This is a genomic window from Bifidobacterium oedipodis, assembly GCF_012932425.1.
Lineage (GTDB): Bacteria > Actinomycetota > Actinomycetes > Actinomycetales > Bifidobacteriaceae > Bifidobacterium > Bifidobacterium oedipodis.
Genome location: NZ_JAAIII010000002.1, coordinates 104,800 through 121,153, shown reverse-complemented (window position 1 = coordinate 121,153; position 16,354 = coordinate 104,800). Strand labels below are relative to the sequence as shown.

The following is a 16,354-nucleotide window of genomic DNA, read 5'->3' as shown; positions in this document are numbered from 1 at the left end:
TGTCTACGTACTCTGTGCCGAGCGGAAGACTTGTGTGTATGGTAGAACCATGACCGAAACCAACACCAACGAACATCTCGCCCTGTGGGGCGGCCGCTTCACCTCCGGGCCTTCCGCTGAACTTGCGCGTCTGTCCAAATCCACTCAATTCGACTGGCGTCTCGCCGACGACGATATCGCCGGCTCCCGCGCACACGCCCGCGCGCTTGGCCGCGCCGGCCTGTTGACCGCCGATGAACTCGATCGCATGGAGAATGCGCTCGACGAACTGCAGCGCCGCGTCGATTCCGGCGCGTTCGCTCCGGTCGAGGACGATGAGGATGAAGCCACCGCTCTCGAACGCGGCCTGCTGGATATCGCCGGTGACGAACTCGGCGGCAAATTGCGCGCCGGACGTTCCCGCAACGACCAGATCGCCTGCCTGATTCGCATGTGGCTGCGCCGCCATGCCCGCGTAATCGCCGGGGAACTTCTTGATTTGGTGCATGCGCTGATCGCTCAGTCCGAAAAAGCCGGACATACCGTCATGCCTGGCCGCACCCACATGCAGCACGCTCAGCCGGTGCTCCTCGCCCACCAGCTTATGGCCCATGCCTGGCCGCTGATGCGCGACGTACAGCGTTTGATCGACTGGGACAAGCGCATCAACGCATCCCCCTACGGTTCCGGTGCGCTTGCCGGTAACACGCTTGGTCTTGATCCTGAAGCCGTGGCCCGCGAACTCGGCTTCTCGAAGGTGACCGACAACTCCATCGACGGCACCGCCTCACGCGATCTTGTGGCCGAATTCGCATTCGTAGCGGCAATGGCCGGCGTGGACATCTCCCGTCTGAGCGAGGAAATCATCATCTGGAACACGCAGGAATTCGCCTTCGTGCGTCTGGATGACGCTTATTCCACCGGTTCTTCGATTATGCCGCAGAAGAAGAACCCCGACATCGCCGAACTCGCCCGCGGCAAGTCCGGCCGTCTGATCGGCGATCTGACCGGACTGATGGCCACACTGAAGGGTCTGCCCACCGCCTACGCCCGCGATTTGCAGGAAGACAAGGAAGCGGTATTCGATCAGGTGGATACGCTCGAAGTGCTGCTGCCCGCCTTCACCGGCATGGTGCAGACAATGCGTTTCGACGCGGAGCGTTTGGAGGCCGAAGCGCCCACCGGTTTCGCCCTTGCCACCGATATCGCCGAATGGCTGGTCAAGAACGGCGTGCCCTTCCGCCATGCCCACGAACTTTCCGGTGCATGCGTCAAGATTGCCGAAAGCCGTGGCCAGGAACTTTGGGATCTGACCGACGAGGACTTCATCTCCACGTTCGCGGCTTTCCTGCCGGCCGACAAGGCGCCGAAGGTGCGCGAAGTGCTGTCGAGCCACGGTTCCGTCGACTCCCGCAACGGCAAGGGCGGCACCGCCTACGGTCGTGTGCGCGAACAGATTGTGGACGCCAAAGCCCAACTTGAAGAACTCAAACTATTCCCCGCCTCCACGTCCGACGGCTCGGCCTACAAGGCTCCCGGAACCTTCTAACATGTTGATGCGCTTGCTACGGCGTATCTAGCTCATACAACGCCAAGGCCCGTTGCCGGTTGCCAACACAACCGGCAACGGGCCTTTGTCATCATGGGCTTCTATGCTGGCCGGTAACGACCGGGAGCCGCAAGGCTGAGAGGAAGCGCAGACTTCGACCGGGGAACTTGAAGCGGGTTATGCCGTCGTAAGGAATCGTTGTTCAGATTTCGGCCGATATGCTAACAGAGCATGGTCTACAGGTTCTCCAACGAAGAGTGAACCGCACTGCCAATCAACATCACGGCATCCGGACACGTTGCATGCGATGCCAAGTCATTGCCATTCGCACGCAACCGCATAATTCAGCCGCGCGGCGCACGCCGTTCGGTCGCATGTCAGGGCACATGAATGGGCGCACCACTTACGGTACGGCTTACATTCGTGCGCCTTTTTTCATAGGGAAGACGTAAGAAAGGACTGGCTGATGCAGGTCAACGGAGAACAAGTGACGCTCATCGAGCCAATGAGTGTGGCCGACTACCTCCAGACGCACGGATTTCGTGCGGAGCGTGTAGCCATCGAACTCAACGGTGCAATCATTCCGCGCGAACGCCGCGCCGAGACGATGCTCGATGACGAGTGCGTTATGGAAATCGTCCAGTTCGTGCAGGGCGGCTGATTGCGCCCGTCACACACCACAACGCATATGCATGTAGGGGAAATACCGAAAGGACTTGAAATGAATTTGAACCCCGTTACCGAAGCCCGCGTCGAGGCGACGCCGCTGCCCGAGCAGCCGACCGTGGTCAATCCGGTGGGCACCGCCGCACCGGCCATGCCTGTTGAAGACAAGCCTCTTAACCTTGGCGGACATGAATTCCATTCGCGCTTCATTCTCGGCTCCGGTCGTTACGATCTGAATCTCATCAAGGCAACCGTGGAACACGCAGGCACCGAAATCGTAACCATGGCGCTACGCCGCGCGCAAACCACCGAGCATTCGGTGCTTGATTACATTCCTGAAGGCATCACCCTGCTGCCGAACACTTCCGGGGCGCGCAATGCCGAGGAAGCCGTACGCATCGCACGACTGGCCCGCGAAGTGTGCCACACCGATTTCGTAAAAGTCGAAATCGAGCATGAAACCAAATATCTGCTGCCTGACAACGCCGAAACCATCCGCGCCACCGAAAAACTGGCCAAGGAAGGCTTCGTGGTTATGCCCTACATGTTCCCCGATCCCATCGCCGCCAAGCAGCTCGAAGAAGCCGGTGCGGCTGCGGTGATGCCGCTTGGCTCGCTTATCGGCTCCAACATGGGCCTGCGAATGCGTGATTTCATCGAAATCATCATCGCCAACTCCAACGTTCCGGTGATTATCGACGCTGGCATCGGACGGCCCTCCCAAGCCTGCGATGCGATGGAAATGGGTGCGGACGCCGTCATGGCATACACCGCCGTCGCCTCCGCCGGCAACATTCCGTTGATGGCCGAAGCATTCAAGCACGCCATCGATGCAGGCCGTGCCGCATATCTGTCCGGTCTTGGCAAGGTGACGCATGGGCAGGCCGTGCCCTCCAGCCCGACCACGGGGTATCTGCACTGATGGCATTCTCAGACGAACAAGTGGAGCGGTATTCGCGCCATCTGATCCTGCGTGGGCTTGGCGTCAAAGGCCAGAAAAAACTACTCGCCTCCAGCGTGCTCATCATCGGCGCGGGAGGTCTCGGATCGCCGGTCGCCCTGTATTTGGCGGCGGCCGGCGTCGGCCACATCGGTTTGGTGGACGGCGACGTAGTGGATCTGAGCAACCTGCAACGCCAAATCATCCACACCACCGAACGTATCGGGCAACCCAAAGTCGATTCAGCGGCTAAAGCCATGCGATCGCTGAACCCCGACGTCACGGTCACCACCCATCACATGCTCGTGGATGCCGGCAATATTGCCCAACTGATCGAACCATACGATCTTGTTGTTGACGCAACCGATAATTTCGCCGCGAAATTCCTCATCAACGACGCCTGCGTACTGGCCGACAAGCCCTTCATCCATGCGGGAGTGGTCGGCTTCGCCGGACAGGTCATGACCATACGCCCCCATGAAGGCCCCTGCTATCGCTGCATTTTCCGTGACATGCCCGCCGCAGGCGAAGTACCGACATGCCGGCAGGCCGGCGTACTGGGTGCCGTGGTCGGCGTCATCGGCAGCCTGGAAGCCACCGAAGCGGTCAAACTGATTGTCGGAGTCGGCGAGCCGCTGATCGGCCGCATGCTCACCGTGGACGCATTGACCATGAATATTCGCCGCGTGCCATTGCCCGCCCACGTGCCGGATTGCCCGGTGTGCGGCGAACAACCGACCATCACAGCCATTGACCCGGCCAACTACATCCAGCCGGCCTGCACGATTGACAGCGCAAACGAATAACCGGCGGAACAGAGCGATTCATGAGCATCAACGACAGCACATTCCGGCATATCACGCCGGCCGAATTCGACCGACTGGATCACTCGGCCATTACCCTGCTTGACCTGCGAGACCCGGCCGAAGTCGCGGCACATCCGGTTCCGGACGCCATCAACGCGCCCATAGACCCACTGGCGCAGGTGTTGCGCAGCGTACCGAACGATAAACCGGTCGTCGTATTCTGCACCGAAGGCTGGTGGAGCGCGGAAGTCGCGGAAATCCTCACCGACCGAGGCTATGATGTGGCCAGTCTCGACGGGGGATACCGCGCCTATCAAACCTTTCTCAACGCCTCCGAACAAGGCAACCGGATGGCGAATCGTTCCTGAACATCACCCCAATCATTCTTCGGAACGAGCGTGAGCATGCCGGGCATGCCCTACAATCGCGCAGTAGGTGCGGTGCAATCACACGCCACGCCACACCGCAACCGCAATGAGAAGGGACGGAACTCACCGTGGGACGTTTGCTCACCCGTGCGCAAATCCAGCGCCTGGTCGCCACATACGGACGCGAAGTGCTGGAGCACGAGCATATGAACATCGAACGCTGCTGCTACCAGCACGGCAACGTCACCACCTTCGCGCACTCGATTCGCGTGGCCTGCCTAGCCGTGTGGATGGCCGACCGCGCCCACCTGTGGTATCGCGTGGACTTGAAATCCCTGATTCGCGCCGCACTGCTGCACGATTATTTTCTCTACGACTGGCATGATTGGGACGAAGGCCGTCACCGCTGGCACGGGTTCACGCACGGGCATGCGGCGCTCGCCAACGCGCTTCGCGACTTCGACCTCAACCGTATCGAGCGCGATTCCATCGCGAACCACATGTTTCCGATGACCCCGATGCCGCCGCGGTATATCGAAGGCTATCTCGTCACCTTTGCAGACAAGATTTCAGCCACCGCCGAAACATTGTCTCCTGACCGCTTCAATCGCCGAGAGCTTCCGGCTTCGCCGTCTCACGCGTCTATTGAAGGGCCGTCATGCTGATTGCGCTTGAACGACTATTCCTGTGGTTTTTGCTGTACAGCTTCATCGGATGGGTGTATGAGTCCATTCTCGTATCCGTCCAGGAGCGCCGATTCGTCAACCGAGGCTTCCTGAACGGTCCACTATGCCCAATCTATGGCACCGGCGCCTCACTTGCCATTGTGTTGCTGGGGCATATGACCAATCCTGTGCTGATTTTCCTGATTTCGATGATTGGCGCCACGCTGCTTGAATATGTCACCTCATGGGGCATGGAACGTCTGTTCCACGCGCGTTGGTGGGACTATTCGAATTTCCACTTCAACATCAATGGCCGGGTCTGCCTGCTGGGCGCAGTGGTATTCGGATTCGGGGGAGTGGCAATTGTGCTCGGTGCGCAGCCTATTGTCGCTGAGCTCAGCAATATGATCCCGATACCCGCGCTTCACACACTGGCTACGGTGCTGTTCATACTCACCGCAATCGATGTGGCTGTTACCGTGGCTGGCATCCTTGACTTCGCGCAGATGCTGGACACCGTGTCGGAAACCGTGCAGGATTATGTCGCCAAAGCCGGCGAATCCTGGCAGTGGGGCTCCTCGGCCGTGGCTGAAAAGGTTGCCGAATGGTCCCAGGGCTCGCAAGAGACTCTGGAACACGTCAGACAGGCGGTGGCCGATGTGGTCAACGCCCAGCAGCGGCGTATGCTCAAGTCCTTCCCGAAATTCCAGGTGCTGGGACGGCAAGACGTCATCGATTCATTGCGCGAGCTGATGCGTCCGCGCCATTGACGTGAATTGACGCAATCACGCCGTCTGCGACGTGGATGACCCCTTGTAGTCGGTGATGCCCGCGCCGATGTTGGGTACGACGGATGAATACGCTTGATCGGCGCAGTACAAGACCAGCAGCACAATCGCCAACACACCTAGAACCCGACGGTTTGCACGCGACAGCAGATTGTCGAGCACAGGCGCGAGCAGATAGGTGATGGCAAGCCCTCCAAGTCCGAACACCAGCAAGCCCTCGGCACAGATGCGACCATTGAGATTGAGGAAGTATCCCGAATAATCCCACCACCGTTGACCGTCGTGAGTGACCTCCAAATACCACGAGGCGCAATACTCCAAGGTGCCACACAACACCACGGCACCTACGAACAGCAGCGCAGGCCGATCGCGCAAACGACGCAACAGCACCAGGATGATGATGCCGCCGGTGCCATAGATCGGCAGCCACGGCCCATGCAAGGTGCCACGGTTAACGAACATGCCCTCAGTGATCAGTGCCAGCGTCACTTCCCACAGCCAACCCACGAAGCAGAAAATGAAGAACATCGCCACCAGATTGAGCACCGTGTAGCTGCGCGTGGGGCAGAGGCCGGAACGAGGTGCCAGACGCAGCTGCATGGGTGTGGGAGCAAGTCGGCCGGGATAGACTCGCCCTTGGATGATGTTCTGGGCTTGAGTGGTGGCATCGAGAACCGCCTCATGGCGATCCCAGGCATCTTGCGCACCGTTGGGTTTCAGGCAAATACCGAACCAGCGTGCCAGCCAGCCGGTAAAACCGGTGGGCTTGACGGCAACGGAGGTATAAGCCTGCGCCACAGCGGCGGTGGCATCCGCATAGGTCGCGGCGAGCAGTTCCGGCGTGGGCCGGACGTACAAGTAGTCGTCGCGAAGCTGTTCCGCACCTTCGATGCCGCTGCTTTTGGCGAGCTGGCGCAGATGTGCGTAGTATTCGGCGAAGAACGCGGCCCGGTAGCCGTTGGAATAGAAAATGCCACTCAAACCGAATGTCAGGGAGCTGAGCAGTATCCATCCGAGGAACGATAACTGCGCCACGAAACATTCCCACTTGTGCCCGCGCATCATGCGACGAGAAAGCGTGATGGCATCACACGCCTTGATATTCGGATTCTCCGCCACGATATAGGGCACCAGAAAATACGAATAGGTTTTGATAATGCCGCCCACGATGGTCAGCCACCACAACGCGCGGAAGATGGAAGTAAGCAGCATGGTCCATGCCATGGATACCCATCGTCCGGATTGCAGCGGATAGAGGAAACGACGCAGTGGCACCTGTTCGTAGGTGCGCGCCTCCAAAGTCATGCGGCGCATGACAATCAGATACGTCTGTTGGATGAACAGCCAGACGAATGCGTACACCGCCGTTGCCAACACGATGAACACCATGGTGGTGACGCTTGCAGAATGGGTGATGCTGCCAATCGCATTAATGATCATGATCAGGAATGAGCCGGACGACAGGGCGTTGGCCAGAGAGGCAAACACGCCGCGTGTGTGCCCCAGCGCGGCGTTCGGAGCATCTGGCGCGGCTGCGGCATCGGCTTCGTTGTTGGCTACCTGTTGGCGTGCCTCATCGGTGTCGCCGTTCATCAACATGACAATAAGATCATCCAGATTGGTGAATTGCGATGTTGGTGCGATGGCGCTGTCTTCAGCGGTTGCAACGGCGCTGGCCGAGCTGGTTGTGCTGGTCGAGCGCAGCGCCAGCAGCGAGTCGGAGAACTGTACTCCTAGAAATGCGGCGAACAAGCATATAACAACCAGAATCCAATAATGTCGTTTGAACGTGGTTTTAGCTTGCTGCTTCATTGCCTTGCGGTTCATATGCCCCTCTTCTCACGCGGGTTGTGACTAGTTACTGTACCTGAAGACGCATGAGTTGTGCGTCACCCTGCGCATGTTGCCAGCAGTATTGCCATGCCAGGGCATCGGGTGTCGGTGTGTTCTGCGAAACTTGACTACGCTTGAAAAGCGTAAGTTTACTCACAATTCGATAGGGAGAAGCGACCTTATATGGCTCACGTCACCGACTTCAGGGAAGCGGGTTTCAACACCCTGCTTGAGGAACTGGAATGGCGCGGGTTGATTTCGCAGTCCACGGACCGCGATCGACTCGCCAGCGCACTGAACGGCGAGCCCATCACCTATTATTGCGGCTTCGACCCGACCGCAGCCTCCCTGCACATCGGCAATCTTGTGCAGCTGATTAATATGCGTCACCTGCAGCTGGCAGGCCATCATCCGATCGCACTGGTCGGCGGTGCCACAGGCCTGATCGGCGATCCGCGCCAGTCCGGCGAGCGCACGCTCAACCCGAAGGACGTGGTGGCCGGCTGGGCGGAGCGTCTTAAGCGTCAGATCGGCGGCATTCTGGACACCGAGGGCACCAATCCGGTGCGCTTCGTATCCAACTACGATTGGACCGCGCAGATGACGGTAATCGACTTTTTGCGCGACATCGGTAAGAACTTCCGCCTGGGTACCATGCTCGCCAAAGATACGGTGGCCCGTCGCCTCAACTCCGAGGAAGGCATCTCCTTCACCGAGTTCAGCTACCAGGTGCTGCAGGGCAATGACTTCCTGCACCTGTTCGACGAATTCGGTTGCACACTGGAGCTTGGCGGATCCGATCAGTGGGGTAACCTCACCTCCGGATTGGACCTGATTCATAAGGTGCGCGGCGTGGATGTGAACGTGTTCACCAGCCCGATCATCACCGATGCGCAGGGCAAGAAGTTCGGCAAATCCGAAGGCAACGCCGTGTGGATCGATGCCACGATGCTCAGCCCCTACAAGTTCTACCAGTTCTGGTTCAACCGCCCCGATGTGGAGATGGAAAGCCTGCTGAAGGCCTTCACCTTCCTGCCGAAGGCCGAAATCGAACGCTTGGTGGAGGAAAGCAAGACGAATCCGGGCGCACGCGAAGCGCAGCGGACGCTGGCATGGGAGGTCACCAGCTTCGTGCACGGCGAGCAGGCAACGCAGGCCGCCATCGACGCTTCCGCAGCCCTGTTCGGCCGCGGCGGCGATCTTACGGCGATTGATGCCGAAACCCTCGAATCGGTATTGGATGGCTTTAAAGTCGCCGACGAGAACGGCAACCATGTGTTCCCCGATGCCAAGCCCGGCGATCGCTTGATCGATGCCGCCCAGGCGGCTGGCCTGTTCAAAACCGCTTCGGAGGTGCGCCGCGCCATCAAGTCCGGCGGCGTGTACCTCAATAACGTTCGCGTGGAGAATGAGGACGTCACCTTGACCGAATCCGATTTCCTCGCTGGACGTTTCGCACTGATCCGCCGAGGCAAGAAGGCTCTTGGCGCGGTCGAATACCGCTGACTGATCGAATAACGCGCTTGGAAACATTCCCAGCGTTCGAATAACAGACGTAACCACTATGCAAAGGAATTAGGTAATGGCAGAAGGCAACGAACATTCCGGCAAGTCCTATGGCGGCCGCAAGAACTACGGCCACGGCTCTTCGCGTCCCGGTGGCAATCGCGGCGGTAAGGGCTTCAGGCCACGCCGCGATGGCGATGGCGAAGGCAAGCGCGAAGGCGGCTACCGCAAGTCATATGGCAAGTCCGGTGGATTCCACAAGGGTCCGCGTCGCGATGGTGATGGTTTTAAGCCGCGTTATCGCGAGGATGGCGAAGGCTTCAAGCCGCGTCGCGACGGCGAGGGCGATTCCGGCCATGAGGGCGGCCGCAAATCGTACGGCAAGTCCGGTGGATTCCACAAGTCCAACGGTTCCGGCTATCGCGGCGGTCGCGGCGGCCAAGGCGGCTTCCATAAGGGTCCGCGTCGCGATGGTGATGGTTTTAAGCCACGTTATCGCGAGGATGGCGAGGGCTATAAGCCGCGTCGTGACGGCGACGGAGATAACCGTGGCTATCGTTCGCATGGTGGTGAGGCGGGGGAGAATCCGCGCTACCAGCGCCGTGACGATCGCAGGGATCGTCGTGACTTCCGTCGTGACGACCGTGGGGAGCGTCGTGATTTTCATCGTGATGACCGCGGGGGCAACGGCGATCGCCGTGACTTCCGTCGCAATGATCGTGACTTCCGCCGTGATGGCGAACGTCGTGACAATGATCGTCGTGACTTCCGTCGTGAGGATCGTGGGGAGCGTCGCGAATTCCGTCGTGACGACCGTGGAGAACGTCGTGATTTCCGCCACGATGATCGCCGTGGCGATTTCCGCGGCAACCGTCGTGATGATCGTGGCGACTTCCGTCGTGACGACCGTCACGAGGAGCGTGCCGCCCGCACTGAGTTCACCCCGCAGGAGAAGCAGCAGTATCGTGAGGCCAAGCGCGGCGAATATATGAGCCGTCCGCGCCGCAACTCCGACGGCACGATGAGCTTCCCCTCGCAGAATCCATACACCGACCGCCGCCCCGACGAGCCGAAGATGCCCAAGGGCATGGAATGGTCGATGCTGTCCAAGGATGAACGCGAACGTCTGCGTGGCCTGTCCAAGGAGCATGCTGAGAATATCGGCCTGCATATTCTCGCCGCATTCCATCTTGAGGAATCCGACCCCGATGCAGCACTCGAGCATGCCAAGTGGGTGGCCCGCCAGGCCTCCCGTATCGACTTCGCCCGTGAAACGCTGGCCTTCGTCGCCTATCGTAAGGGTGACTACAAGCTGGCTTTGCGCGAGTTCAAAACCGCCTACCGTATGAACGGCTTCTTGGATTACCTGCCGTTCATGGCCGACTGCGAGCGTGGCTTGGGCAATCCGAAGAAGGCTGTGGAGCTGGCGTTGTCTGACGAAGGCAAGATGCTGACCGGTGCTCCCAAGGCCGAAATGTTCCTCGTGTATGCCGGCGCGCTTGGCGACTTGGAAATGTGGGATAAGGCCATTGAAATCGCCCATACGGTGGGTCGTTCCAAGGGCCTGCCGGGTGAGTATCGCATGCGTGCGGTGCAGGCCGAGCAGTACTTCCTTGAGGAGGCCGGCCGCAGCGAGGAAGCCGAGGCGCTTGAAGACGTACTCGACCGCTTGGAAGAGCAGTACGCCGACGTGGACCTCGACGAAGACTCCGAAGATGTGATCATCGACCATGACCTAGCTGGCCTGACCGATGACTCCGACGTGCTTGATGCGCTTGGCATTGATCCGTCCGAAGCTGAATACGCGCCCGAACTCGAACCCGAATCCGACGAGGATGATGAGAACGAAGAGGACGAGGATACGAATGAATCCGAGTCTGAAGATGCGCGCGACGAACAGGACGATCCAGTTGAACAGGACGCGGAACGACAGGCCGATGCTGTCGAGACGGAAGCTGAATTAACCGACGAGGCCCGCGAAGCCGAAGCAGGCGACGGCGACGCGCAGGATGACGAAACCGAGGCACCGGCTGAAGAAGCCGCCGAAGGTGTCGCATCCGACAATGAACCGGCTGAATCGTCGGAACAGCAGGACTAGGCAACGACGATGACTCGTATGCTCAAAGGAACGCAGCGCCCGCTGGCCGAAACCTATCAGCTGGCGCTGCTGGATCTTGACGGAGTGGTGTATCGCGGCAAGAATCCCGTCGAATACGCCGCCGCATCGATTCGTGCTGCCGAACAGGCTGGCATGACCATCGAATATACGACAAACAACTCATCGCGCTTCCAAAGCGTGGTCGCCGAACAACTGCGCGGCTTTGATTTGGACGTGGAACCCTGGCAGGTCATCACCTCGTCGGTGGTGGCCGCCCGCATGGTGGCCAAGGCCGTGCCGGCCGGGGCGCGCGTGATGGTACTCGGTGCCGAGCATCTGCACGATCAGGTGCGTCGTAACGGGCTAACCATCGTGGACGGACCTGAAGACAAGCCCGATGCGGTGATTCAGGGATGGTATCCGGACATGACTTGGCAAATGATGGCGAACGTAAGCTTTGCCGTCGAAGCTGGTGCCACCTATTTCGTGACCAACCGCGATCTGACTATTCCGCGTGAGCTGGGCATCGCACCTGGCTGTGGTTCGATGATTCAGGCTGTAATCAACGCCACCGGTATCGAGCCGGTCGCCTCCGCAGGCAAGCCGGAATCCTATATGTACGATGAGGCGCGCGAACTCAATGCCGCCGGTGGCAACGATCTGGTGCCCAAAGAGGCCTCGATCGCCATCGGCGACCGTCTGGACACAGATATTGAGGCTGGCAATCGTGGTGGCTATGATTCACTCGCCGTGCTTACCGGCGTGACCAACCCCACTGAACTGCTGCTGGCCCCCGTGCACCTGCGCCCCACCTTCGTGTCCAAGGATCTGCGTGACCTCAATGTGGCGCACCCCGAGCCCATCGAAACCGGCGAGAATCGCTGGCAGTGCGCTGGTGCCGAAGCGTGGCTGGATGCTGAGGAGCTGAAGGTCAACGATCCGACGGATATCAATGCTTTGCGTGCCGCACTGTGCCTGATGTGGCAGTATGCCGACAACGGGCATGATGCCTCTCAAGTCGCATTGCCGGACTGGGCGTTGTAATGGATCGCACCCCGATCAGCGAACGATTCCCCGAACTGGCTGATATCGACAGCAAAACCGATGACCAGCAGTTGACGGCATACCGTAGTGTGCTGAACGCGCTGCAACACGAATTGGATGACAATCGTGGCTGATGTTTTGGAACCTGCCACGCCGCTCGACCGGCTCGATATGATGCTGGTTGCTGCCGGTCTTGTTGAATCACGTGCCAAAGCCCAGCGACTCATCAAAGCTGGGCATGTGCGCGTGGATGGCCGGACTATCACCAAACCGTCATTCATGGTCAAAGCCGCGCACAGCGAACTTGCCGTCGATAAAGGCGACGACTATGTGTCACGTGGCGCCTACAAACTGCTTGGCGCATTCGAAGCCTTCCGATCAGATGGCCTGCCCAGCGCACGTGGCCTCGACTGTCTGGACATCGGTGCTTCGACCGGCGGGTTTACCGATGTGTTGCTGCGTGGGGGAGCGAACCGTGTCATCGCCCTCGATGTAGGGCATGGGCAACTGGATCCACGCATCGCGCGCAACGAACGGGTGATTGAGATGAGCGGCGTCAATATCCGTGAGGTGGTTGCCGCGCAACTACCGTATCGGCCGGCGATGATTGTTTCGGATGTGTCGTTCATTTCCCTGACCTATGTGATTCCGGTGATCGCCCGCATCGGTGCGCCGGGAACGCACATCGTCCTGCTGGTCAAACCACAGTTCGAAGTCGGGCGCGAGGGCTTGGGCAAGAACGGCATTGTGGAAGATGTTTCCCTGCGCGAACAGGCCTTGGCCAAGGTGGTCGGCTGCGCCAGCGAGTACGGCATGGATGTTCGTGCTACCGCGCCCAGCCCCATCGAGGGCACGCATGGCAATGCCGAATATCTGCTTTATGCAGTTTTGAGGTGAACGCGCCGGCAATCGCCTCCCACCAACACCACGCTGGAGGTGCGATCGGTGCCCAGCGCGGCGTCACAGATTGCGCTTTGCACATGCGAGTCGTTGCGCAGCAGCGCCTTGTTGGCTTTCAGACTTTGGCAGCGCAATCCCTGTGCCTTGAGCTGATTGGCATTAATCTGCACGACTTCGATGCCGGCATCGAAGCGATTCATGCCGAAGCGGGCAAACATGTTGCTATTCAGTGGCCGGATGTCAAGATTACGTCCATCAAGTTCGCGACCCTTGCAGGCACCGTTGAGAATGATGGTATCTGCGGTGACCCGTCGGGTGTTGATCAGCGAACCGTTGATGTTCAGCGTGCCCGAGCAGATGATTTCGCCATGAGTCTCAAGGTCACCGGTCAAGTCGAGACTGTCGCATTCCAACGCACCATTGATGCGAATGCATCCGTTGCCACTGATGCGGTGGGCATGCAAATCTGCGAAGCACTGTAACGTGCCGTTGTCCAGAATCAAACAATCACAGATGATGCCATGCGCATCCAATACATCAGCAACGTGGATGGTTCGGGCACGTACGATCCCACAGAATTGCCGTGGTTCACGTATTTCAAGGGTGCCGATTCCCCGAACTGGCGCTGCCTCAGGTGCTATCTCGTCGCTGTCTGTGTCGGAATTCCGTTCTGTGCCGTGTGCGTTGGTCTGCATGCCCATACCCCCTATATTCGGGACAACTGCGGCTCATAATAAGAGCGTTCGATTTACGACATGCTGGATAGAAAGTTACAGGCACAATACAGAGGGCATTATGAGAAGGCATGTGACCAAAGTCACTTCCCTTTTGATTGTGCATTGATTGTGCAGCCTGGCTAAAGTTGGGCAGCCAGCTGTCAGCCTCTGAGGAAACGATCGATCTGATCCTGCTTGCCCATGATGATGAGCTCATCATTGCGATGCATAACCAGCTCCTTGAAGCCATACTGGAATTCCTTGCCCGGAGCTTTGACACCCACCACGGTCACGCCATACTTGTCGTGCACCTGCGCCTCTTCGATGCTGCGACCCACGGCATGCGACGGTGTGTGGATTTTGACCACCGTATAGGGACCGTCGATTTCGATGTAGTCAAGATAGTCGCCGGATACCAAATGCCCCACACGTTTGCCAGCATCGGTTTCGGCGTTGATGATATGACGAGCGCCGATACGCTGCAGAATGCGCGCATGCTCACGGGATACGGATTTGGCCCACAGATCAACAATGCCGGCGTCCAACAGGTTACCAGTGACGATCACGGATGCCTCGACGCTGTCGCCAATGGCCACCACCGCCGTATCGAACTGGGAGGCGTCGATTTGCTCGATGGCCGCCACATCGGTCATATCCGCTTGAATGACGGGCAGATGCGCGGACCAGCGCGCCACAATCTGCGCATCGCGGTCGACGGCCAGCACATCCTGCCCCATATCGTCAAGTGTGGTGGCCACTGCGGCACCGAACCGGCCCAAACCTACCACCAGCACGCTTTTGTTCGCATTGATCTTCGAAGCCATGGCCCCCACCTTACTCGTTTGCGTTTGTTTGGTATTTGTCTGTATTCGTTTGTGTTTACACCAGGCCAAGTGCCCGCGCGCAGTACGTGCCTGCGCATGTGATTCAGCCGACCACAATATTCTCTGGCGGGTAGTTGATGGGTTCGCTGGGATGTGGGCGGTTGATCGCGTAGGCGATGGTCATCGGCCCCAGACGCCCGACAATCATCGCAGCAGCCAGAATAAACAATGTCACGGGATTATCCGGGCTGGCCACGCCAAGCGTGTATCCACCAAGGCTGAATGCCGAACATGCTTCGAACAGCGTATCGGTCAGGTTGCGGCCGGTGACGATCATCAACGCAATCGCCGAACAGAAAACCAAGGCAAAGCAGGCAATGGTTACCGACACTGCGGTAATGAGGGTGCGCTCGGGCAGCCGGCGGCGGAAGACGGTCACTGAACTGCGGCCGGTGAATGCGGCGCGGCAAATCAGCATGAGCACTGCGAACGTGGTAACACGAATGCCGCCTGCGGTGGAGGAGGAGCCGCCGCCGATGAACATCATGGCGCTCATTACCACTTTGGTCGGATCGCTTACCTCGCCCACCCATGACAGGTCGAATCCGGAGGACCGTGGCATCACCGCTGCAGACAGTGCGCCGCGCAGTTTGTCGGATGGATTCGCCTGGGCGAATACGGATGCGTTGTTCCATTCGGCGATAAGAAACCATACAAGGTTCAATCCCACCAGGGCGAAAGTGGTGACCAATGTGAGTTTGGTGTTCAGACTCCACTTGCGAGGCCTGTCGCGGCGACGTGCGCAACGGGTCAGATTCAGTATCACCGGGTAGCCGAGTGTGCCGATGAAGGCCGCCACCAACACCGGCAGCCCCACGGCCCAGCTTTGCACATGCAATCCGGTGGCGTCGGGGGTGAAGCCGGTGTTGTTATAGGAGGAAACCGCATAAAACAACGCTTCCCATAGCGTGCGTCCCACATGATGATTGTTGAGATTGAACAGACCGGGGAACAGGGCAAGCATGGTGAACGCCTCGATGCAGAATGTGGAGATCGCCACCACCTGCAGTACGGCTTTGATTTCGGAGAGTTTGGTGGTGCCCAGTTCGCTGGCGGTCAGCAAACGTTGCGTGACATTGAGACGACGTGAAATGAACAGGGCGATAATCGAAGAGAATGTCATAACGCCGAGGCCACCAAGTTGAATCGACACCAGAATGACGGCCTGGCCGAATATGGTCCAATGCTCGGCCATGTTCACCACCGGTATGCCACAGGTGGACAGCGCCGAAACCGCAGTGAAGAAAGCGGTGGGCATATCGGTGGAACCCTCCTGTCTGGAGGAGATGGGAAGCAGCAGCACAAGGGTGACGATAACGATCAGATCGGCGAAATACGCGATGGTAAGGCGGCCTGGGTGGGCGAGCAGACGATCGGAAAGAGTCTGATGCCGATGTCTGCGCGGCGTATTGTCGGCGCGACGTTGGTATCGGTCGGAAACCCACCAGGATAAACCATGGGATTCGCGGGCGTTGCCGATGTTCTCGTCGAAATCGTCGTTCATCATTCCCCTTTATCAGCTGCTGCCATTGTACGGCCATTGCGCAGTGATTGCATGACGAATCGATACAGGCCGCCGCGCAACCATTACCATCCGCTGGCACCCACGCCG

Annotated in this window: 16 protein-coding genes; 12 read left to right on the top strand and 4 right to left on the bottom strand. The window is 58.9% G+C overall.

The features are described from left to right. Nucleotides 1–49 precede the first annotated feature (49 nt). The 7 genes from argH (at nt 50) to G1C95_RS03785 (ending at nt 5,743) form a co-directional block, all read left to right on the top strand. Nucleotides 50–1,528, top strand: coding sequence for an argininosuccinate lyase (argH, locus tag G1C95_RS03815; RefSeq protein ID WP_169171635.1), 1,479 nt, complete (start codon nt 50–52; stop codon nt 1,526–1,528). Nucleotides 1,529–1,994: 466 nt separating this feature from the next. Further along, nucleotides 1,995–2,189 (top strand): sulfur carrier protein ThiS, encoded by a 195-nt coding sequence (gene thiS, locus G1C95_RS03810; RefSeq protein ID WP_169171634.1) that lies wholly within the window; start codon nt 1,995–1,997, stop codon nt 2,187–2,189. A 156-nt stretch (nt 2,190–2,345) separates the two neighbouring features. Continuing rightward, on the top strand, nt 2,346–3,116 hold the full coding sequence (locus G1C95_RS03805; RefSeq protein WP_470287741.1) for a thiazole synthase: 771 nt from the start codon (nt 2,346–2,348) through the stop codon (nt 3,114–3,116). Next, the gene (gene thiF, locus G1C95_RS03800) at nt 3,116–3,940 is read left to right on the top strand and encodes a thiazole biosynthesis adenylyltransferase ThiF (RefSeq protein WP_169171633.1); all 825 of its coding nucleotides are present in this window, start codon (nt 3,116–3,118) and stop codon (nt 3,938–3,940) included. Before G1C95_RS03805 ends, thiF begins: the two co-directional genes overlap by 1 nt. Nucleotides 3,941–3,960: 20 nt before the next feature. Beyond that, nucleotides 3,961–4,308, top strand: coding sequence for a rhodanese-like domain-containing protein (locus G1C95_RS03795; protein WP_169171632.1), 348 nt, complete (start codon nt 3,961–3,963; stop codon nt 4,306–4,308). A 128-nt stretch (nt 4,309–4,436) separates the two neighbouring features. After that, nucleotides 4,437–4,973, top strand: coding sequence for an HD domain-containing protein (locus G1C95_RS03790; protein ID WP_169171631.1), 537 nt, complete (start codon nt 4,437–4,439; stop codon nt 4,971–4,973). Continuing rightward, nucleotides 4,967–5,743 carry a putative ABC transporter permease gene (locus G1C95_RS03785; protein ID WP_169171630.1) on the top strand — a complete coding sequence of 259 codons (777 nt, stop codon included), beginning with the start codon at nt 4,967–4,969 and terminating at the stop codon, nt 5,741–5,743. The genes G1C95_RS03790 and G1C95_RS03785 overlap by 7 nt, the downstream gene beginning before the upstream one ends. A 15-nt stretch (nt 5,744–5,758) precedes the next feature. Here the strand turns inward: G1C95_RS03785 and G1C95_RS03780 are convergent, their stop codons facing one another. After that, a complete protein-coding gene (locus G1C95_RS03780) occupies nt 5,759–7,588 on the bottom strand; it encodes a DUF975 family protein (protein ID WP_169171629.1) in 1,830 nt (609 codons plus the stop codon). Nucleotides 7,589–7,777: 189 nt separating this feature from the next. On the opposite strand from G1C95_RS03780, the gene tyrS reads away from it, so the two are divergent. From tyrS to G1C95_RS03760, 5 genes are all read left to right on the top strand, one after another. After that, nucleotides 7,778–9,100: a tyrosine--tRNA ligase gene (gene tyrS, locus G1C95_RS03775; protein WP_169171628.1), complete on the top strand. Its 1,323-nt coding sequence runs from the start codon at nt 7,778–7,780 to the stop codon at nt 9,098–9,100. 76 nt (nt 9,101–9,176) lie between these two features. Beyond that, nucleotides 9,177–11,198: a tetratricopeptide repeat protein gene (locus G1C95_RS03770; RefSeq protein ID WP_169171627.1), complete on the top strand. Its 2,022-nt coding sequence runs from the start codon at nt 9,177–9,179 to the stop codon at nt 11,196–11,198. Nucleotides 11,199–11,207: 9 nt separating this feature from the next. Then, on the top strand, nt 11,208–12,242 hold the full coding sequence (locus G1C95_RS03765) for an HAD-IIA family hydrolase (protein ID WP_169171626.1): 1,035 nt from the start codon (nt 11,208–11,210) through the stop codon (nt 12,240–12,242). After that, the gene (locus G1C95_RS12625) at nt 12,242–12,376 is read left to right on the top strand and encodes a hypothetical protein (protein WP_277348175.1); all 135 of its coding nucleotides are present in this window, start codon (nt 12,242–12,244) and stop codon (nt 12,374–12,376) included. Before G1C95_RS03765 ends, G1C95_RS12625 begins: the two co-directional genes overlap by 1 nt. Nucleotides 12,377–12,413: 37 nt before the next feature. Continuing rightward, complete coding sequence (locus G1C95_RS03760; RefSeq protein ID WP_240947430.1) at nt 12,414–13,139, top strand: TlyA family RNA methyltransferase; 726 nt, start codon at nt 12,414–12,416, stop codon at nt 13,137–13,139. Here the strand turns inward: G1C95_RS03760 and G1C95_RS03755 are convergent. The 3 genes from G1C95_RS03755 to G1C95_RS03745 form a co-directional block, all read right to left on the bottom strand. Next, nucleotides 13,121–13,837, bottom strand: a complete 717-nt coding sequence (locus G1C95_RS03755) for a hypothetical protein (protein WP_169171624.1) — start codon at nt 13,835–13,837, stop codon at nt 13,121–13,123. The genes G1C95_RS03760 and G1C95_RS03755 overlap by 19 nt on opposite strands. 182 nt (nt 13,838–14,019) lie before the next feature. Next, nucleotides 14,020–14,727, bottom strand: coding sequence for a potassium channel family protein (locus G1C95_RS03750; RefSeq protein ID WP_335341402.1), 708 nt, complete (start codon nt 14,725–14,727; stop codon nt 14,020–14,022). A 58-nt stretch (nt 14,728–14,785) separates the two neighbouring features. After that, nucleotides 14,786–16,249, bottom strand: a complete 1,464-nt coding sequence (locus G1C95_RS03745) for a TrkH family potassium uptake protein (RefSeq protein WP_169171622.1) — start codon at nt 16,247–16,249, stop codon at nt 14,786–14,788. Between the last annotated feature and the right edge of the window lie 105 nt (nt 16,250–16,354).